The sequence below is a fragment of the Streptomyces spinoverrucosus genome (genome assembly GCF_006539505.1).
GTDB lineage: Bacteria > Actinomycetota > Actinomycetes > Streptomycetales > Streptomycetaceae > Streptomyces > Streptomyces spinoverrucosus.
Window position 1 is genome coordinate 1 of the sequence record NZ_BJND01000108.1, and the last position, 19,611, is coordinate 19,611.

Sequence of the window (19,611 nt, forward strand, 5' to 3'; positions counted from 1 at the left end):
CCCGCCGCACCGCGGCGGCGAACTCGGCGGGCGAGCGCCTGCCGCGCAGCTGCCGGAAGGCGAGGTTGGGCTGCGGTGGCTGGTTGGGCTGGGGCGAGGTCGCGCTTGACGACGTCATGGCCGGGTCCTCTCGTGCGAACCGTCGAACCATGCCGGGTCGGGGCGAGTTGAGCGATTTGTCAAAGTGACGCCCTGATTCCGGCGGGCAAGAACGTACCTGCTGTGTCGGGCCCGCCACGCAGTGTTTAGCTACAAACCGGATATCTCATCCGGGATCTGCCATGAACTGCCATCCTTTGCGGCGCACTTCCGCCGTAGCCGTTGACGCCGTCCGGCGTTGAACCGGGTGGACCGGGAGCCGCCCGACTCCCGACCTGCTCGCCCAAGGAGGGGTTCCGTGGTGGAGGCCGGGATGGAGACCAGCCGGAGCATCGCTTCGCGTACGCCGCTGCCCGAGTGCGACCTCGTGACGGTTCCCACCCGGCAGGGGCTGGAGGCGGTGGACATCCTCCGGCGCGGCGAGGTCGAGGCCGTGGGCCCGGTCCTGCACGACGACGACGGCGACACCCTCTGCTTCGTGGTGCCGCCCGGGACGGCGGCGGCGTGGGACGTGCCGGGCAGCACGTGCACGGAGACCAACGGGCGCGGACTGACCCTGGCCCCCGAGCCGCCGGCCGGCGGACCCGAGGTGCTCCCCGGCTCGGCGTGGCTGCTGCCGCCGAGCGAGGCCGAGCTGGCGACCGACCCGGCGGTGCTGCGCCGGGCGCTGGGCGAGGCGGCACGGACGATCGAGGCGGCGGACAACTGCCGCTGACGGGCACAGCGGCCTCGGGCGGGCCGCAGACGCGAGCATCTCGCGTTGCCGTCCCAGCCCGCACCGGCACTGGCTGAGCTGATCCCGTCGTACCCGCCGATAATGGCTGAGTGGGAAAGTCCAGGAAGTCGCGGCGGGCGCAGGCCGCCCTCGAAGCCGTCGTCGAGACCGTCGACGGTGGCCTCGCCCAGCTGATCCCGGACCGGGACCGGGCGCGGGCCTGGACCCTGCTGATCGACGGCGCCCCGCAGTCGCACGTCGATCTGGACGACCCCGCGTTTCTGTCGTTCGAGTACCAGCGGCGCCTCGGTCATGTCATCGACCTTGCCGCCCCGCCCGGCAAACCCCTGCAGGCCGTGCACCTCGGTGGCGGCGCCCTCACCCTCGCCCGTTACGTCGCCGCCACCCGCCCGCGCTCCACCCAGCAGGTCGTCGAACGCGACGCACCGCTCGTCCAACTGGTCCGCCGCGAGCTGCCGTTGGCGCCGGGCGCGCGCATCCGGGTGCGGTCGTCGGACGCCCGCGAAGGGCTCGGCAAGGTGCCGGACGGGTGGGCCGACCTGGTCGTGGCCGACGTCTTCAGCGGCGCCCGTACACCCGCGCACCTCACCTCGACGGAGTTCCTCGACGAGGTCCGCAGGACGCTGCGGCCCGGTGGGCTGTACGCCGCCAACCTCGCCGACGGCCCGCCGCTCGCCCACCTGCGCGGTCAGATCGCCACCGCCGCCGCCCGGTTCACGGAACTCGCCCTGGTCGCCGACCCGGCGGTGCTGCGCGGAAAGCGTTTCGGAAACGCGGTCCTCGTCGCCTCCGACCACCCCCTCCCGATCGCCGAACTGACCCGCCGCGCCGCCTCCGACCCCCACCCCGGCCGCGTCGAACACGGCAGCCGGCTCACCGACTTCACCGGAGGCGCCACCCCGGTCACGGACGCGGCGGCGGTCGCCTCACCGGCACCACCACCGTCGGTCTTCCGCTGAACGCGGAGCGCTCAACGCGGAACGGGGGGGCGACCTAAGCGGGTCGGACCAAGCCACTGCGGTTCGGCAGCGCACGGAAGGGGCGCGGGGCTGTATCGATATGCGGCTCCGCCGCGTGGGCGCGATCAGCCACGATGGCGCCGCAGACGAACGACGGCACATCGCGGCACTTCCAGCGGAGCGCTCAGTACGTACCGATCTCCACCCGCGGCGGCCCGTCGTGCCACGTGCAGAACACCGACACCCGCTCGGCGCCCGCGGCGAACTCCACCCGGATCCACGTCTCCGTCTTCCACACCTGCATCGACCAGCCCGCGTCCGGGGTCGCCGACACCAGCGTCGCGGAGCTTTCACCGAGGTCGAAGACGACCCGGCCGCCATCGGTCGCGTAGCTCTTGACCTGCCCCGACGCGGAAGCGGAGGCGGTCGTGGCCGGGCTCGTGTCGGTGCTCGCGTCAGCCGAGGGCGTCGGCTTCCGGGGCGGCGACAGGCTCGGGCTCCTCGAAGGTTCGGGTCGCTGTGTGCTCGCCGCGGTGGACCGAGGCTCCGGCTCACGCGTGTTCGTGTCGGCCGCGGTGACAGGGAGGGCGCGCGGCGGGTCGTACGCCGTGCCTGCCATGACCGTGTGGACACCCCACCACGACAGCGTGGTCGCCGCGCCCGTGGCGAGCGACCAGGCCAGTACGTGTACGACTCCTCTGAGCATCGCGGGCCATACTGCCTCACCCACGCCACTGCCGTCCCATCTGTCACGGGAGATGAGAAGTTATCCACAGGCGCCGAGTTGTCCACAGGCGCCGGACCGGGCTCGCTCGCATGGCGTACGGTGCGGCGCATGGCAAGTGTGCTCGTGGTCGAGGACGACCAGTTCGTACGCTCGGCGCTCATCCGGCATCTGACCGACGCCTCGCACACCGTGCGCAGCGTCGGTACGGCACTGGAGGCGCTGCGCGAGGTCGCCCATTTCCGCTTCGACGTGGTCATCCTGGACCTCGGACTGCCCGACCTCGACGGGTCCGAGGCCCTGAAGATGCTGCGCGGCATCACGGACGTACCGGTGATCATCGCAACCGCGCGGGACGACGAGACGGAGATAGTACGGCTGTTGAACGCCGGCGCGGACGACTATCTGACGAAGCCGTTCTCCGTCGAGCACCTGTCCGCCCGGATCGCCGCGGTCCTGCGCCGATCCCGCGCAGCCGGGGGCGACGCCCCGCCGTCCCCGGTGCTCCGGGTCGGCGGACTGACGGTGGACCCGCTGCGGCGCCAGGCCGAGCTGGACGGGGTACGACTGGACCTCACCCGGCGCGAGTTCGACCTGCTGGCCTTTCTGGCCGGGCGGCCCGGTGTCGTCGTGTCACGCAGGGAACTGCTCGCCGAGGTGTGGCAGCAGTCGTACGGCGACGACCAGACCATCGACGTCCATCTGTCCTGGCTACGACGGAAACTGGGCGAAACGGCCGCGCGGCCGCGCTATCTGCACACCCTGCGCGGCGTCGGCGTGAAGCTGGAGCCGCCGGGCGCGGAGGCGCGGCCATGAGGTGGGCGCTGGTCAAGGTCTCGCTGGCGGTCACCGCCATGGTCGTGGTCGCCTTCGCGGTGCCGCTCGGGCTGGTCATCAAGGAGATGGCCCGCGATCGCGCGTTCTCCGACGCCGAGCGGGACGCGGCGGAGATCGCCCCCGCGCTGTCCATCACCACCGACCGGTCCCAGCTCGAACGCGCGGTCGCCGCCGCGGGTTCCGGCGACGGGATGGCCCTGCACATACCGGGCGGCGAGGGCACGCAGGCCGTCGACATCGGACGGCAGCGCGCCGCTGACGCGGACATCGAGGCCACCCGGGAGATGGGCCGCGCCTCCACGGCCGAGGCGCCGGGCGGTTCGGCCCTGCTCCAGCCGGTGGCGCTGAGTTCAGGTCAGCTCGCCGTCGTCGAGGTGTTCATCCCCGACGCGGCGGTGGCCAAGGGTGTGGGTACGGCGTGGGCGGTGCTGGCCGGGGTCGGGCTGGCGCTGATCGTCGGGTCGGTCGCCGTCGCCGACCGGCTGGGCGCGCGGATGGTGCGGCCGGCGCAGCGGCTGGTCGAGGGCGCGCGGGAGCTGGGCGAGGGCAAGCTGGGCGCCCGGGTGCCCGAGGAGGGGCCGCGGGAACTGCGGCTGGCGGCGGTGGCGTTCAACTCGATGGCCGACCAGGTCGTCCAGCTCCTCGCGAACGAGCGGGAGTTGGCGGCGGACCTGTCCCACCGCCTGCGCACGCCGCTGACCGTGCTGCGGCTGAACGCCGCCTCACTCGGGGACGGCCCGGCCGCCGAGCAGACCCGGGCCGCGGTGGCCCAGCTGGAGCGTGAGGTCGACACGATCATCCGGACCGCCCGGGAGGCCAAGCCGCAGACCGCCGCGGCCGGTCCCGGCGCCGGGTGCGACGCGGCGGAGGTGGTTCGGGAGCGGATGGAGTTCTGGTCGGCGCTGGCCGAGGACGAGGGCCGTAAGGTGCGGATGGCGGGCGTGGACCGGCCGGTGCGCATACCCGTGGCGCGCGCCGACCTGGCCGCCGCGCTCGACGCGCTGCTGGGGAACGTCTTCCGGCACACCCCCGAGGGCACCGCCTTCGCGGTCGATGTGCACAACGGCGAGGACGCGGTGATCGTGCTCGTCTCCGACGCGGGGCCCGGCATACCCGACCCCGAGGCGGCGATGGCGCGCGGCCGGGGTTCCGGCAGCGACGGTTCGACCGGCCTCGGGCTGGACATCGTGCGGCGGCTCGCGGAGTCCACGGGCGGCGACGTGCGGATCGGGTCGTCGGTGCTGGGCGGTACGGAGGTGCGGATCTGGATCCAGCTGGACGGGCGTGAGCTGCCGCCCGGGCGGCGCAGTCACCGTGGGTCCATGAGACGCCGCAGACCGGGCAGATCGAGCGCGACCTTTAACCGCCCCAGATCCCTTCCTTAAGCGCACCATAAGATCCCCAACGCCGGTCTGGATCAGGCGCTTTGCCCGATTCCGGCTCGCTAGCGTGCTGCCGCAATCCACCCCCCGTGAGCAGCGAAGGCAGGCACGTGATGAGCACGCACCGGCGCAGGATCAGTGGCAGGAACAAGGCGATCGGCGGCGTGGTCGCCGCGGCCGTGGCGGGGGGCGGCGCGTTCCTGTTCACCGGCACCGCGCAGGCGGCCGGGATCGGCGCGGCGTACACCAGGACCAGCGACTGGTCGACGGGGTACACCGGGCAGTACGTCGTCACGAACAACAGCGGTCGGGCGCAGGCCGACTGGACGCTGGAGTTCGACCTCCCGTCGGGTGCGAGGCTCAGCTCGCTGTGGAACGGCGAGTCGAGCGTGAGCGGACAGCACGTCACCGTGCGGCCGCCGTCCTGGGACAAGGACGGCCTGGCGCCCGGCGAGTCGGTGACCGTCGGCTTCGTCGTCAACGGCTCGGCGGACCCGGCCGGTTGCCTGATCGACGACGCGAAGTGCTCGACGGACGACTCCGCGACCCCCGAGCCGACGGGCCGCCCGACCGACGCCCCCACCCCCAGCCAGACCCCTTCGGCCACCCCGACCCAGGCCCCCACCCCGACCCCCACCGCCACCCCCTCCCAGAGCCCCGGCACCGGCACCCCCACCACCGCCGGTTTCGCCCCGTACGTCGACACCTCCCTCTACCCGGCCTTCGACCTCCTCGCCGCGGCCGAGGCGACCGGCGTGAAGGACTACAACCTCGCCTTCATCACCGACGGCGGCGGCTGTACGCCGAAGTGGGGCGCGGTCACCGACCTGGCGAGCGACGCCGTGGCCCAGCAGATAGGCGCCCTGCGGGCCAAGGGCGGCGACGTCCGGGTGTCGTTCGGCGGCGCGGCCGGCAGTGAGCTGGCCACGGCGTGCCCGTCGGCGGACGCGCTGGTGGCGGCGTATGGGAAGGTCGTCGACGCCTACGACCTCACCAAGGTCGACTTCGACGTCGAGGGCGGCGCGCTGCCCAACACGGCGGCCAACACCCGCCGCGCCCAGGCCATCGCCGAGCTCCAGCAGCGGCACCCGGACCTGGACGTCTCCTTCACCCTCCCGGTCATGCCCGAGGGCCTCACGCAGGACGGCGTGAACCTGCTGGCCGACGCCAAGAAGAACGGCGTCGACATCGACACCGTCAACATCATGGCGATGGACTACGGCCCGGCGTACGGCGGCGACATGGGCACCTACGCCGAGCAGGCCGCCACCGCCACCCAGGCCCAGATCAGGAGCGTGCTCGGCCTGTCCGACAGCGCGGCCTGGAAGACGGTCGCGGTCACCCCGATGATCGGCGTCAACGACGTCGTCACCGAGGTCTTCAAGGTGGAGGACGCCACCCAGCTGGTGAACTTCGCCAAGTCCAAGGGCCTCGGCTGGCTGTCGATGTGGTCCGGCACTCGCGACAAGGCCTGCCCGGGCGGCCCGAAGCCCGCTGCCGACGCGACCTGCAGCTCCATCGACCAGGACAAGTTCGCCTTCGCCAAGGCGTTCGCGGCCTACAACTGAGGTCGGCCCCGCACACCGACGGCACCTTGGCGGAACCCCGCGACGCCGCCGCGGCGACTTGTAGCATCTGAGCACCGCGCGACAAGGGGGACGCATGATGGAACTGGTCGGCGTTGGCGGCGAGCACTGATCGGGGGCTGCGGTCGGAGCGGGCCGCGGAGATCATCGTAGGGCTCCCGGGTACGGGACGCCGTGGCTCGGGATACCTCGTCGCACCGGGACGGGTGCTGACGGCCGCGCACGTCGTGGCGGGCGCGGTCGGCGTGCGGGTGCGGTTCGAAGCGGACCGGCCCGGCGAGCGGACCGTCGAGGCGTCGGTGGCGTGGGCGCACGCGGGGATCGACGTGGCGGTGCTGACGGTGCCGGAGGACGGCGACGTACCAGCGGTGTCGTACGGCCGTCTGGGCGAGCAGGACGCGGTGCTGCGGTGCACCGCGCTCGGCTTTCCCCGCTTCAAACTCCGCACCGGCGCGGACGGTTCCCGCTTCCGGGACGCCGAGCACGTCCACGCGACCTGCGCGGTGCTGTCCAACCGGCGGGAGGGCACGCTGGACCTGGGCGTCACCCCGGCCCCCGCCGAGGACCCGGACCACGGGCGGGACGCCTGGGAGGGCATGTCCGGCGCCGCCGTCTTCAGCGGCGACCGGCTGGTCGGCGTCGTCACGGTCCACCACCGTACGGACGGCCCGGGCCGGATCGCGGCGAGCCGGGTGGACCGCTGGGCCGAGGCACTGGACGCACCCCAACAGGCCGTACTTGAAAGGCTGCTGGGGCACCGGCTCGGTCTCTCCGCACTGCCCTCCGCCGCACCCGGCACGAGCGCCGACCTCGTCCAGGAGGCCTACCGTGCTCAACTCGCCGACATCGCGCCCGAGTACCTGACGGGGCGGGCCACGGAGCTCGCGGACCTGGTCTCCTTCTGCGCGGACCGGGAACCCTACCTCTGGCTCCAGGGACCGCCGTGGGCGGGCAAGACGGCGCTGGCGGCGTGGTTCGCCCTGCACCCGCCGCGCGGAGTCGTCCCGGTCTGGTTCTTCATCACCGCGCGCTACGCGAGCCAGTCCGACAGCGACGCGTACACCGCGGCCGTCATCGACCAGCTCGCCACCCTCGCGGGCCGCGCGCCGGCCACCACCGGCTCCCCGACCGCCCGGGACGGCGAGCGTCGGCTGCTGCTGCGCCAGGCGGCGGAGCAGGTGGCGCGGGACGGCGGCACGCTGCTGCTGGTGGTGGACGGCCTGGACGAGGACCAGTCCCTCACGCCCGGCGGCTCAGGCACGAGCATCGCCTCCCTCCTGCCCGAACGTCCGCCACCCAACGTCCGGGTCCTCGTCACCAGCCGTACCAGCCCGGGGCTTTCGGCCGACGTTCCGGGCGGACACCCGCTGCGCAGCTGCCGAGTGGCGAAGGTGTCGGCAACGGCCGCCTCCCGGCACACCGAGTACGAGGCCAAGTACGACCTCCACAAGGCCCTCTCGGGCGACCGCCTGCAACGCGACCTCGTCGGCCTCCTCACCGCCGCACGCGGCACCCTCACGGTCGACGACCTGCGCGAACTCACCGGCGAACCGGCCTATGAGCTGCGCGGGCGGCTGGGCAGCGCGTTCGGGCGGATTCTGCGGCTGCGCGGTGACGCCGGTGGCGAGGGAGGAAGCGGTGGCCCCGAGGGCTACGGCGACGACCTGGTCCTGTACACGTCCACCCGCGGCTATCTCTTCGCCCACGAGACGCTGCTCACCGTCGCACAGGACGAACTCGGTCCGGACCTGGGCACTTACGTGGAGCGTCTGCACGCGTGGGCGAAGTCGTACGAGGAACGCGGCTGGCCCGAGGACACCCCGCTGTATCTCCTCCAGCCCTACGGCCGCCTCCTCGCGTTCCTCCAGGAGGCGGGCCGTCTCACGGACTTGGCGGTGGACGTCCGGCGCCGCGACCGGCTGCTGGAGGCCACGGGCAGCGACGCGGCATGCCTGGCGGAGATCGCCACGGCACGGGAGACGGTACGGCGGCTCGCTCCCGACGACCTGGGGGCGCTGGCGGCGCTCGCGGTGGCGGGGGATCTGGTGGCCCAGCGCAACGAGGGCCTGCATCCGGACATTCCGGCGGTGTACGCCCGGCTGGGACGGACCCGGCATGCGATCGGGCTGGCCCGCAGTGTCTTCCGGGCGGCGGACCGGGTGCGCGCCCTGGTCGCGGTGGCGCGCGTGCTGGCGGAGACGGGGGACCGGCGGGCGGTGGGAGTGGCGGCCGAGGCGGTCCGGCTGAGCAGGGCGGAAGCGAAGGCCGAGGGCCCGCACGCCCCGGACTCCGTGTCGGCACAGGGAGTTCTCGCTACGGCGTTGGCACACGTCGGCCGAGCCGACGAGGCGGTACGGGAGCTGCGCGCACTGCCCCTCCCGACCAATGGCCGGAGCAGCGAATCCTTCGTCGAGGCGATGACCACGACCGCCCGTGCGCTCGACGACCCGGTGCGTGCGGCCGAGGTGCTGCGCCTGGCGGAGCGGGCGGTCGAGGCGGTCTGGCCCCGGCACGAACGCATACCGGGGCTGGTGACGGTCGCCGAGACCTGGGCGGCCACGGGCTCCGCCGACGACGCCGAGCGTCTGTACGACTTCGTGATCGAGTTCTCCCGGCGCCATGCGGGCGGGCCGGGGAATCTGCCCGCCGTGGCCGCGGAGGCCCTGCGCACGGCGCGCCCGCGCGACGCCGAAGCCCTCGCCGCGTTGGCCGCGCCGGCACATGGTGAGCCGGAGCGGCCCAGTGACATTTGGCAGCTGCGGGACGTGGTGCGCGGACTCGCCGTCATGAACCGCTTGCCGGAGGCTGAGCGTCTCGCGGAATCGGCGGTGGTCGAGCCCGATCTACGGCAGATCCGGACGCGGCACGACCTCTGGTCGGTGATCGTCCTGGGGTGGGCGTCGGCCGGACGGGCGGCCGAGGCGTGGAGGCTGCTCGGAGACGGAGCACGGTGGGGGTATGGCAGCCCCGTAAGTGGTCTCGCAGGGCAGACGGTGCGGCTCCTCGCGGCGGCCGGTCATGCCGACGTGCTGCAGGTACTGCTCGTGAACAGCGCCGACTCGCACCTCTGGGAGGTGAGGGCCGAGGCGATGGCCGCGCTGGCCGCTCACCTCGCCCCCGACAATCCCGAGCGGTCACTGCGGCTGCTCCGCCAGGCCGAGCACGCGCACCGCACGTCGATGTCCGGAGTCTCCCTCGGGAACGAGGTGACTCTCGGCGTGTTCGCCGGGTCGCTCGCCGCGATCGGCCGACCCGACGACGCCGAGCGGCTCCTCGGGGCAGTCGGCGAGCCCCTGGTGCGCTCGTGGGGATGGGCTGCGGCGGCCCTGGCCCTGGCGCGCGCGGACCGGGACCGGGCGCTGCTCTTCGCGGAGCGGGCGTTCGAGGAGGCCTTCGGTCCCGACCGCCGCATGATGGGGTCCGTGCAGATCGCCGCCGTTCAGGCCCTTGGCGCCGCCGGGGCGGCTGAGCGGGTCCTCGAAACCCTGGAGAAGGTCCCGGAGTGGGGAGCCCCGTTCTACGCGGGCGACCGTGACCGGGACGACGCCTGGACATGGGTGGTCGAAGGACTGTGGCCGCACGCCCAGGAACCGGCCCGGCGATGGCTCGACGGCGTCCTCCCGGGTCTGCGCGACGCATCGGTGCTGCAGCTCGCCCGGCTGCTCGTCGCCGTGGGCGGCCATGACCCCGAGCGCGGCGCACCCATCCGGCGCGTCCTGCGGGACCGGGCCGCGGACCCCGGCCTCCGGCAGCAGCTCGAAGACTACGAACAGGCCGTCCTCACGCTGTCGGTGCTGTCCGGCGCCTCCGACCTGGATGCGATCGCGCGCAGGCGCGACGAGTGGCTTCCGCACACCCGGACGACCGTCGTCCTCGCGCTGGCCTACGCCGCACAAGGCGACCACGAGGCGGCCCGGAGCACCGCCCTGCGCCTGACGAGCGGAAGGGAACGGGCGGAGGCGTGCGCGCATCTCGCGGCGTTCACCGCATGTGTGCGCAACGAGATGACGGTCATCCACTTCCTCAGCGGCCCCCTGGTGATCGCCCCGACCGCCCGCCGCCTCGCCGCCCAGCTCCACCCGCCGCGGTCCGGTCCCGACCTCCCCCGTTCCCGAGCCCTCCTGGCAGAGGCCCTGACCCCCGAGGGCTGGGACGAAGCCGCCCAGGTCCTCACCGAGATCGACCCGGACGCCGTACTCCGCGCCCGCGACGTCGTCTTCGCCCACCTGGGGCTCGACGGGACGTCCCTTCAGTGAACGGCGGGGCGCGACACCCCCCGGTGCCGCGCCCCGCCTTCTCCCCCCAACCCCGCCTACACCCCCTCGACCGGCGGCAACGTCCCCGACCGCGCCGCCTCGCCGTACCACAGGGCGCTCGACTTCGGCGTCCGCTCCAGCGTCGCGTAGTCGACGTACACGGCGCCGAAGCGCTTGCCGTAGCCGTACGCCCACTCGAAGTTGTCCATCAGCGACCACAGGTAGTAGCCCCGGACATCGGCGCCGTCCGTGATGGCCTGGCGGACCGCCGACAGGTGGCCGTGCAGGTAGGCGATGCGCTCCGGGTCGTGGACGCGGCCGTCGGGGTCGGGCTTGTCGTCGTAGGCGGCGCCGTTCTCGGTGATGTACAGCGGCAGGCCCGGCGCCTCCCGTGTGTACCGCATGATCAGCTCGTGCAGGCCGGACGGGTCGATCGTCCAGCCCATCTCCGTGCGCTCGCCCGGCGTCTGGTGGAACGCCACGTTGTCCGCGCCCGGCCAGGGGGAGTGGGCGCTGGAGCCGTGGCCGTCGGCGCGCGGGCCCTTCGCCTCGGGGTCCGCGGCCGAAACCAGCGTCGGCGTGTAGTAGTTGAGGCCCAGCGCGTCCAGCGGCTGGTGGATCGCGCGCAGGTCGCCGTCCTGGACGTACGACCAGTCGGTCACCGATTTCGTAGCGGCAAGCAGCGTCTGCGGGTAGACGCCGTGCAGCATCGGGCCGTGGAAGACCCCGTTGGCCAGGTCGTCGATCGTGCGGGCCGCCGCCAGGTCGGCCGGGTCCTGCGAGACGGGGCGGACCACCGACGAGTTGAGGGACACCGCGATGGAGTTGCGGGCCGGCATCACCGACCGCAGCGCCGACGTGCCCAGCCCGTGCGCCAGGTTCAGGTGATGGGCCGCCCGCAGCGAGGCCGCCGGTTCCGTACGGCCAGGAGCGTGCACCCCGGAGCCGTACCCGAGAAAGGCGCTGCACCACGGCTCGTTGAGCGTGATCCAGTGCTCCACCCGGTCGCCCAGCGCCTCGCCGACGATCTGCGCGTACTCGGCGAACCGCAGCGCCGTGTCCCGCTCCGGCCAGCCGCCCGCGTCCTCCAGCTCCTGCGGCAGGTCCCAGTGGTACAGCGTGATCGCCGGCTTGATCCCGGCGGACAGCAGCTCGTCGACCAGGCGCCGGTAGAAGTCGAGGCCGACCTGGACGGCGGGGCCGCGGCCGGTGGGCTGTACCCGGGGCCAGGAGATCGAGAAGCGGTACGCCTTCAGGCCCAGCTCGGCCATCAGCGCCACGTCCTCACGGAAGCGGTGGTAGTGGTCGACAGCGATGTCACCGGTCTCGCCGCCGGCCGTTTTGCCCGGCGTATGGCTGAAGGTGTCCCAGATGGACGGGGTACGGCCGCCTTCCCGCACCGCACCCTCGATCTGGTAGGCGGAGGTGGCCGCGCCCCAGAGGAAGGCGGGAGGGAAGGACACCGACGATTCGGGTTCAGGCATGGAAGCGCTCCCATCGGAGGTCGTGGGGACCCACGAAGAAGTAGAGGGGTGGGGGAGAGGAAGGGGGCCGAGGCGGCGGTGACCCGGCCCCCTGGGTGAGCGGTCGTCAGCCCTTGACCGCACCCTGCATGATGCCGCCGACGATCTGCTTGCCGAAGATCGCGAAGACCAGCAGCAGCGGCAGCGTGCCGAGCAGCGCACCTGCCATGATCAGGGACTGGTCGGGGGTGTAGCCGCGGCCCAGACCCGCGACCGCCACCTGGACGGTCGGGTTGCCGGTCTGGGTCAGCACCAGGAACGGCCACAGGAAGTCGTTCCAGGTCTGCACGAACATCAGCATGCCGAGCACCGCCATCGCGGGCCTGGCCGCCGGGAACACGATGTGCCACACCACGCGCCAGCTGCTCGCGCCGTCCACCCGCGCGGCCTCGATCAGCTCGTCGGGCAGCGCCTGCAACAGGTACTGACGCATGAAGAAGACGCCGAACGCGCTCACGATCGACGGCAGGATCACCGCCTGGAGCTGATCGGTCCAGTCCAGCTGGGCGACCATCATGTACAGCGGGATCACGCTGAGCTGCGGCGGCACCATCATCGTGCCGATGACGATCAGCATGAGCGCGTTACGGCCCTTGAACCGCAGCTTGGCGAAGGCGAACCCGGCGATCGTCGACAGGACCACGATGGTGATCGCCGAGATCCCCGCCACGATGGTGGTGTTGAGGAAGGCCTCGCCCAGGTTGGCGTCCGTCCAGGCGATCTCCAGGTTGTCCATCAGGTTCGAGCCGAACCAGAACGGCGGCGGCGTCTCGGCCAGCCGCTGGTTGTCGCGGGACGCGGCGATCGCCGTCCACACCAGCGGGAACAGCGAGCCGATGGTGAACAGGGCGAGGATCGCGTACGCGACCGGCCCGGCGTGCAGGGTCCCGCCGGCGCGCGCGGCCTTGGGTCGCCGGACGCGCTTGGCCTGTTCGGCCGGCGGTTTGGTCAGTGTCGTCGTCACGGCCGGTCTCCTTAACTACTGGCGCGCAGCCGGCGCGAGATGACGTAGTTGACGATCCCGATCAGGATGAGGATCAGGAACATCGTCCAGGCGATGGCGGAGGCGCGGCCCAGGTGCTGGTTGACCCAGCCCTGCTCGTACAGATACAGGCCGAGCGTCTGGAACTGGTGCTGGGACCCGCCCGAGGCGCCCTTGTTCGCGTCGAACAGCAGCGGCTCACCGAACAGCTGCGAGGCGCCGATGGTCGACACGATGACGGTGAACAGGATCGTCGGGCGCAGCGACGGCAGCGTCACATGGAAGAACTGCTGCCAGCGGTTGGCCCCGTCCAGCGCCGCCGACTCGTAAAGGTCCTGCGGGATCGCCTGCATGGCGGCCAGGTAGATCAGCGCGTTGTAGCCTGTCCAGCGCCAGATGACGATCGTGGACACCGCGATCTGCGAGGGCCACTTGTCGTTCTGCCAGTCGATGTTGTCGATGCCGACGGCCCCCAGCGCCCAGTTGATCATGCCGTAGTCGCGGCCGAAGAGCAGCACGAAGACCAGCGAGGCGGCGGCGATCGAGGTGGCGTACGGGGCGAGCATCGCGACCCGGTAGAAGGTGGAGGCGCGCAGCTTGTAGTTGAGGATGTGGGCCAGGCCCAGCGCCATCAGCAGCTGCGGGACGGTGGAGATGATGCCGATGGTCAGGGTGTTGCGGGCCGCGTTCCAGAAGAAGTCGTCGTCGAAGATCCGGGTGTAGTTGCGCAGGCCCACCCAGTTCATGTCGGTGGGCGCGGTCAGCTCCACCTGGTGCAGCGAGGCCCAGCCCGTGTAGACCAGCGGGAACAGGCCGAAGGCCAGGAACAGCAGGAAGAACGGCGAGACGAAGGCGTACGGGCTGAAGCGCATGTCCCGCTGCCAGCGGCGGGACAGCCGGGCCCGGTGCCGCCGTTCCTTCTCGGTGACCGGTGCGGCGGACGGGCGGCCCGGGGCCGCGCCCCCCTCCTTCGCGGGGGACGCGGCGGTGTCGTGCCCAGTGGTCATACGGGTCACTGGTCCAGGTTGTTGTCGATGGTCTTCACGGCCGTGTCCCAGGCCTCCTTGGCGGACTTGCCCTGGGCGACGAGGATCACGCCGTTGTCGGTCAGGCCCTGCTGGATGACCTGGTCCTTCGGACCGATCACCTGCACCGGTGCGCTCTTGGCGGCCTCGGCGAAGATCTCGCCGATGGGGGCGTCACCGGTCATCTCGTTCTTGGCGCTCTTGACCTCGGGCATCTCGTACGCGGGCGGCGTGCTCGGGAAGTTGCCCTGCACCTTGAACAGCTTGGCCTGCTGCTCGGGCGCGGTCAGCCAGGCGGCCAGCTTCGCCGCCTCCTCGACGTTCTTGCCGGACTTCGGCACGGCCAGGAAGGAGCCGCCCCAGTTGCCGGACTTGGGCGCCGCGGCCACGTCCCACTTGCCGGCCGCTTCCGGCTTGGACTTGCCCTTGATGTAGCCGAGCATCCACGGCGGGCAGGACATCGCGGCGAACTTGCTGTTGGCGATGGTGGTGTCCCAGGCGGGCTGGAACTGCGTCTGGTTGCCGACCAGTCCGTCCTCCGCGGCCGCTGCGGTCAGGTCGAAGGCGGCCTTCACGGCCGGGTTGGTCTTGTAGATGACCTCGCCGGAGGAGTTGTAGAACCGCTCGGTCTCACTGCTGAGGATGGCCTGGATCAGACCGCCGGGGGAGTCCAGGAAGGTGGTGCCGTCGGGGGCGTTCTTCTGGTAGTCGCGGCCGACGTCGACGAACTTCTCCCAGTCGCCCGCCCACAGCTTGCCGACTTCCTCACGGTCGGTGGGCAGTCCGGCCTGCTGGAACAGGTCCTTGCGGTAGCAGATGGCCATCGGGCCGACGTCGGTGCCGAGGCCGATCGTCTGGCCGTCGGGGGTGGCGGCCTGCTTCCACTTCCACTCCAGGTAGTCGCTCTCCTTGCCGTACTTCGACAGGTCGACGAGCTTGGAGCCCTGGGTCTGTGCCACCTCGGCTATGTTGCCGACTTCGACGGCCTGGATGTCCATCAGGCCGCTGTTGGTGGTGAGGTGGTTGACGAGCGCTGGGTAGTAGTTCTCGTTGCGCTCGGTGACGTTCTCCTTGATCGTGATGTCCGGGTTGAGCTTCATGTACTCGTCGTACAGCCCGGCTTCCTTGAAGCCCATCGTCCCGAAGAGCCCCAGGGTGATCGTGGTCTTGCCCTCGCCGCCCGACGAGCCGGAGCCGCCCTCGTCGCCGCCGTCGTCGGCACAGCCGGCCAGCAGCCCGGCGCCCAGCGTCGCGATGGCCGCGAGGACCACCGACTTACGTGCTCGCATTGCGTCCTCCTGTTGCCCTGACGTGCCGACCCCCCGGCCAACTGCATGGTTGGGCCCGTAAGTTGTACTCGCTGCGGCTCGGGCGGGGAACGTGCGGGTTGTGTATGTGTCAGGTACCGTGGGAGCGCTCCCACAAGTGATGTGTTGAAGGGTCGTCGGTTCCCGCGGGGGTGTCAAGGGAGCGGACGGCGGGAGATGTGTTCAGTTATCGGGCTGTTAACTGGAACCTGAGAGTCCGGGTCGCGCGCCGCGAGGAAGCGGTTCCGGCCCTTCTGGGGCGCGACCGGCGATGGCCTGGGGGCGCGACCGGCGATGGCCAGCCCACCACACGGGACTGTTAGATTCCAGGCCAGCGTGATGAATGGCGGCGGAAGGCGGAGCCCATGGCAGGCCACGGAGCGCGGGGCCGGAGCGGTGGCCGGCCCACCCTGGAGGAGGTCGCCGCGCGCGCCGGCGTGGGCCGGGGCACGGTCTCCCGGGTGATCAACGGCTCGCCCCGGGTCAGCGACGCGACCCGCGCGGCGGTGGAGGCGGCAGTCGCCGAACTCGGCTACGTCCCGAACACGGCGGCCCGCGCCCTGGCCGCCAACCGCACGGACGCGATCGCCCTCGTCGTCCCCGAGCCGGAGACCCGGTTCTTCGCGGAACCGTACTTCTCGGACATGCTGCGGGGTGTCGGCGCCGCGCTGTCCGACACCGAGATGCAGCTGCTGCTGATCTTCGCGGGCAGCGACCGGGAGCGGCAGCGGCTCGCCCAGTACCTGGCGGCGCACCGGGTGGACGGCGTCCTGCTGGTCTCGGTCCACGCCGACGACCCGCTCCCGGATCTGCTCGCCCAGCTGGAGATCCCGGCGGTGATCAGCGGTCCGCGATCGGCGGAGGAGACCCTGACGTCGGTGGACTCCGACAACTACGGCGGCGCCCGCTCCGCCGTAGAACACCTGATCGCCCGGGGTCGCCACCGCATAGCGCACATCACCGGCCGCCTTGACGTCTACGGCGCCCAGCGGCGCATCGACGGCTACCGCGAGGCGCTGCGCGACGCCGGGCACGTGGTGGACGAACAGTTGATCGAGGCGGGTGACTTCACCGAGGAGGGCGGGCGACGGGCGATGACTCGGCTGCTGGCCCGCTGTCCCGACCTGGACGCGGTCTTCGCGGCCTCCGACGTGACCGCGGCGGGCGCCCGCCAGGTCCTGCGCGAGGCGGGTCGCCGTATCCCGGAGGACGTGGCGCTGGTCGGCTACGACGACTCGGCGATCGCCCGCCACATGGACCCGCCGCTCACGAGCGTCCGTCAGCCGATCGAGGAGATGGGCCGGAGGATGATCGACCTGCTCCTCACGGAGATCGCCGACCGGCGGCCGGCGGTGTCGCGGGGGTTGGAGCGGCGGCAGGTGGTGTTGGCTACGGAGTTGGTGGGGCGGGCGTCGTCGTAGGGGCGTGGGTGTGGGCCTGGTGCGCCGGGTGGTGGGGTCGGGGTGCGTCGGGTTGTGGGGCTGGGTTGCGCCGGGGGGTGGGGCTGGGTTGCGTCGGGGTTGTGGGGTAGGGGTGCGCGGGGTGGCGTCGCCGTCGAGCGCACGATGGAGGCCTTCGGCCGGGTCGACTACCTGGTCAACAACGCGTGAGGCCGAGGTGCGCCGGGTTGCGGGGCCGGGTTGCGCGGGGTTGTGGGGCTGGCGTGCGCGGGGTTGCGGGGCTGGGTTGCGCGGGGTTGTGGGGCTGGCGTGCGCCGGGTTGCAGGGCTGGGTTGCGCGGGGTGGTGAGGCCGGGGTGCGTCAGGTTGCGGGACCGGGCTGCGGGAGCGGGTTGCGCCGGGTGAGTCAGGGCAGCCGCCCGGACGGCCCGGTCGGAGGGCGGGCTCCGCGGGCCGTGCATAGGATCCGCCGCGTGGCACACACCTTCGAGGAACTTCTGGCGAAACAGCGGGCCGCGGACGAGGCGCACATGAGAGTCCTGGAACTACGGGACGCCTACGGTCCGCCCACCCAGGAGGGCGGCTGGAACGAGCCTCAGCGCGAGACGTACGAGACGGCGTGGCGTGCCTGGCGCGACCTCGACCGCGACCTGGGGCAGACGGTGACCGAGTACGCCAGGGAGGAGGGAACGACGCGGGCGGAGGTCGAGGCGGAACTGCGCAAGGTCCTGCCGGACCCGGAGGAGCGGTGGGGGACGACGGAGGGCTGACCTCTGGATCTCGGCATTCCCGTCAGTGGTGACATGCCCGTGTCGCTTATTCGGCGATCTGGACATGTCGACGTTGGGCCGGTCACTCGGCTGACTCGCTCACCAACTCGGCCCAGACCTGTTTTCCCCAGCGGTACATGTCGGTCCCCCAGCGCTCGGCCAGGGAGTCGATCAGGAGGAGCCCCCGGCCGCTGGTGAGGAGGTCGTCGCTGGGCTTGGTCATCTCCGGCATCACGCGGGCCTTGTCGACCACACCGATCCATACGAACCGTTCGCTCGGCCTGGAGACGATGACCCGGATCGCACGGCTGTTGGTGTGCTTGACCGCGTTGGCCACCAGTTCGGAAACGAGCAGTATCGCGGTGTCCGTGAGGTCCTCCAGGCGCCAGGCGGCCAGAGCCGTCCGTACGAGCTTGCGGGCGACTTGGGCGCTCTCCTCCTGACCGGGGAGGGTCTCGGAGTATCCGGGATGCCCCGTCAGGTGCGGCTTCGCTGACACGATCATCTGGTCCTCAGGGGTGTCGGTGTACGACGGCCTTGATTAAGTCAACGACCACTCGCCTGAGACGAAGAGGAAAAGTCGGTCGGGTGTGTATCGGGGACGACCGGAAATTTCCGGCTCGTGCCATCACTGATGGGGCATCAGTGGCTACCGTGGGTACGTGGAGGGGAACGGGAGCCTCAGCGGTGCCATGCTGGAAGCGGGCTTCACGCAGGGCGAGTTGGCCGAAGCGGTCAACGACCGACTGCGGGCGTCCAACCACGAGGGCACGGTGAGCGACCGGACCGTCCGGAACTGGCTCACCGGAAAAACCCGTTGGCCTCACCCGCGTCAGCGGGCGGCGTTAGAGGCAGTATTCGGATGTACGGCCGAAGAGCTGGGCTTCAGCCCGCCAATGGCAAGACGTTCCACCACCGAACCGGAGCCACCCGTGAGGCGCAGGAACTTCCTCACCGCCACCACCGGCACGGCCATTGCCGTCGTGGCGCGTGTCCAGGACTCCCGGCCGACCTCGGTCGGCACTTCCGACGTGATCCGCCTGCGCAGCGGCCTCGACGCCCTGATGGCCCTGGACGCGTCGCGAGGTGGCCACGAGGGCCTGGAACGGGCTGCACTCGCCGGGGCGGACGAGGCCCTCGACAAGGTCAAGCTCGCAGCCTCCCAACGCATCCGACAGCGACTGTTTTCCGTGGCCGCCAATTACACCGCCACGGCCGCCTGGGCAGCCATCGACGGCCGTGGGCTCGACCGGGCTCAGGCCCGCCTGGACCGCGCCCTGTACCTCGCCGGGATGGCCAAGGACCCCGTCGTGGAGATGCGGGTCTGGAACTCCTACGCGATGCTCGCCCGCCAGCGGGACCAGTACACCGAGGCCGTGGACGCCGGGTATGCGGCCCAGGCGACGACCATTGCCCGGCGGGATCGCTTCTACGGGTCGCTCGCTCACGCTCGTACGGCCCTTGCGCACGCCAACGTCGGCGACCGCCAGGCCGCCATCAGGTCCCTGGGGTACGCCCAGGAAGCCATGGAGAAGGCGCCGCAGGACGAGCCCCGGCCGAGCTGGGTGAGCTTCTACGGAGTGGCCGAGCTGACCGCGATCACGGCCATCGTCCGGGACCGGATCGGGGACGCCCCGGAGTCCGAGGCCGCGTCACACCAGGCGCTGGCCGCGATCCCCAAGCACTTCCGCCGCAACCGCGCTCTGGCCACCACACAGCTGGCTCTGGCACAGGTCCACCAGCGTGAGGTCGAGCAGGCATGCGCCACGGCCGCGTCCGTGTTCGAGCTGATGTCCGGCAACCCGATCCCGGGCCGGTTGCGGTCCCTGCTCGGAGACTTCTACCGCGACTTGATCACCCTTGCGCCGGACGCGGCCGTCGCACAAGAGTGGGGAGACCGCTACCGATCCGAATGGAGCCGAGCTTGAGCGCCGTCGACTTGGACGTCCGCCACTACACGCATGACGGCCTGCCGGAGATCCGGCAGACGCTCATCGACATCCACGCGGACGCACAGGGCGAAGCC

Annotated in this window: 15 protein-coding genes and 1 pseudogene; 9 read left to right on the top strand and 7 right to left on the bottom strand. The window is 71.6% G+C overall.

Annotated elements, in window-relative coordinates; all coding sequences use genetic code 11:
• Positions 1-118: pseudogene (locus tag SSP24_RS45660) on the bottom strand (Tat pathway signal protein); the annotation flags it as partial.
• Between the two features lie 279 nt (positions 119-397).
• Between SSP24_RS45660 and SSP24_RS40320 the strand changes: the two are divergent.
• Together SSP24_RS40320 and SSP24_RS40325 are read left to right on the top strand one after the other, a co-directional pair.
• Positions 398-814, top strand: coding sequence for a hypothetical protein (locus SSP24_RS40320; RefSeq protein ID WP_141315910.1), 417 nt, complete (start codon positions 398-400; stop codon positions 812-814).
• A gap of 110 nt (positions 815-924) precedes the next feature.
• Positions 925-1,794, top strand: coding sequence for a spermidine synthase (locus SSP24_RS40325; protein WP_141315912.1), 870 nt, complete (start codon positions 925-927; stop codon positions 1,792-1,794).
• Positions 1,795-1,978: 184 nt separating this feature from the next.
• On the opposite strand, the gene SSP24_RS40330 is transcribed toward SSP24_RS40325, so the two are convergent.
• On the bottom strand, positions 1,979-2,500 hold the full coding sequence (locus tag SSP24_RS40330; RefSeq protein WP_141315938.1) for a hypothetical protein: 522 nt from the start codon (positions 2,498-2,500) through the stop codon (positions 1,979-1,981).
• Positions 2,501-2,629: 129 nt separating this feature from the next.
• On the opposite strand from SSP24_RS40330, the gene SSP24_RS40335 reads away from it, so the two are divergent.
• From SSP24_RS40335 to SSP24_RS40350, 4 genes are all read left to right on the top strand, one after another.
• Entirely contained in the window at positions 2,630-3,334 is a 705-nt protein-coding gene (locus tag SSP24_RS40335; RefSeq protein ID WP_141315914.1) for a response regulator transcription factor, read from the top strand.
• The gene (locus SSP24_RS40340; protein WP_141315916.1) at positions 3,331-4,740 is read left to right on the top strand and encodes a sensor histidine kinase; all 1,410 of its coding nucleotides are present in this window, start codon (positions 3,331-3,333) and stop codon (positions 4,738-4,740) included. The genes SSP24_RS40335 and SSP24_RS40340 overlap by 4 nt, the downstream gene beginning before the upstream one ends.
• Positions 4,741-4,850: 110 nt before the next feature.
• Positions 4,851-6,305 carry a glycoside hydrolase family 18 protein gene (locus SSP24_RS40345; RefSeq protein WP_141315918.1) on the top strand — a complete coding sequence of 485 codons (1,455 nt, stop codon included), beginning with the start codon at positions 4,851-4,853 and terminating at the stop codon, positions 6,303-6,305.
• Positions 6,306-6,418: 113 nt separating this feature from the next.
• The gene (locus SSP24_RS40350) at positions 6,419-10,579 is read left to right on the top strand and encodes a trypsin-like peptidase domain-containing protein (RefSeq protein WP_141315920.1); all 4,161 of its coding nucleotides are present in this window, start codon (positions 6,419-6,421) and stop codon (positions 10,577-10,579) included.
• Between the two features lie 56 nt (positions 10,580-10,635).
• Here SSP24_RS40350 and SSP24_RS40355 read toward each other — a convergent pair whose 3' ends face one another.
• From SSP24_RS40355 to SSP24_RS40370, 4 genes are all read right to left on the bottom strand, one after another.
• On the bottom strand, positions 10,636-12,063 hold the full coding sequence (locus SSP24_RS40355) for a GH1 family beta-glucosidase (RefSeq protein WP_141315922.1): 1,428 nt from the start codon (positions 12,061-12,063) through the stop codon (positions 10,636-10,638).
• 106 nt (positions 12,064-12,169) lie between these two features.
• On the bottom strand, positions 12,170-13,066 hold the full coding sequence (locus SSP24_RS40360; protein ID WP_141315924.1) for a carbohydrate ABC transporter permease: 897 nt from the start codon (positions 13,064-13,066) through the stop codon (positions 12,170-12,172).
• A gap of 11 nt (positions 13,067-13,077) precedes the next feature.
• Entirely contained in the window at positions 13,078-14,091 is a 1,014-nt protein-coding gene (locus tag SSP24_RS40365; protein WP_141315926.1) for a carbohydrate ABC transporter permease, read from the bottom strand.
• A gap of 5 nt (positions 14,092-14,096) precedes the next feature.
• Complete coding sequence (locus SSP24_RS40370; protein WP_141315928.1) at positions 14,097-15,398, bottom strand: ABC transporter substrate-binding protein; 1,302 nt, start codon at positions 15,396-15,398, stop codon at positions 14,097-14,099.
• A 383-nt stretch (positions 15,399-15,781) separates the two neighbouring features.
• Between SSP24_RS40370 and SSP24_RS40375 the strand changes: the two genes are divergently transcribed.
• Both SSP24_RS40375 and SSP24_RS40380 read left to right on the top strand, forming a co-directional pair.
• Positions 15,782-16,837 (top strand): LacI family DNA-binding transcriptional regulator, encoded by a 1,056-nt coding sequence (locus SSP24_RS40375; protein ID WP_141315930.1) that lies wholly within the window; start codon positions 15,782-15,784, stop codon positions 16,835-16,837.
• Between the two features lie 451 nt (positions 16,838-17,288).
• A complete protein-coding gene (locus tag SSP24_RS40380) occupies positions 17,289-17,585 on the top strand; it encodes a hypothetical protein (RefSeq protein ID WP_141315932.1) in 297 nt (98 codons plus the stop codon).
• A gap of 82 nt (positions 17,586-17,667) precedes the next feature.
• Here SSP24_RS40380 and SSP24_RS40385 read toward each other — a convergent pair whose 3' ends face one another.
• Positions 17,668-18,090 (bottom strand): ATP-binding protein, encoded by a 423-nt coding sequence (locus tag SSP24_RS40385; RefSeq protein ID WP_141315934.1) that lies wholly within the window; start codon positions 18,088-18,090, stop codon positions 17,668-17,670.
• Positions 18,091-18,277: 187 nt separating this feature from the next.
• Between SSP24_RS40385 and SSP24_RS40390 the strand changes: the two genes are divergently transcribed.
• Positions 18,278-19,513 (top strand): NsdA family TPR-like regulatory protein, encoded by a 1,236-nt coding sequence (locus SSP24_RS40390; RefSeq protein WP_506005157.1) that lies wholly within the window; start codon positions 18,278-18,280, stop codon positions 19,511-19,513.
• Positions 19,514-19,611 lie beyond the last annotated feature (98 nt).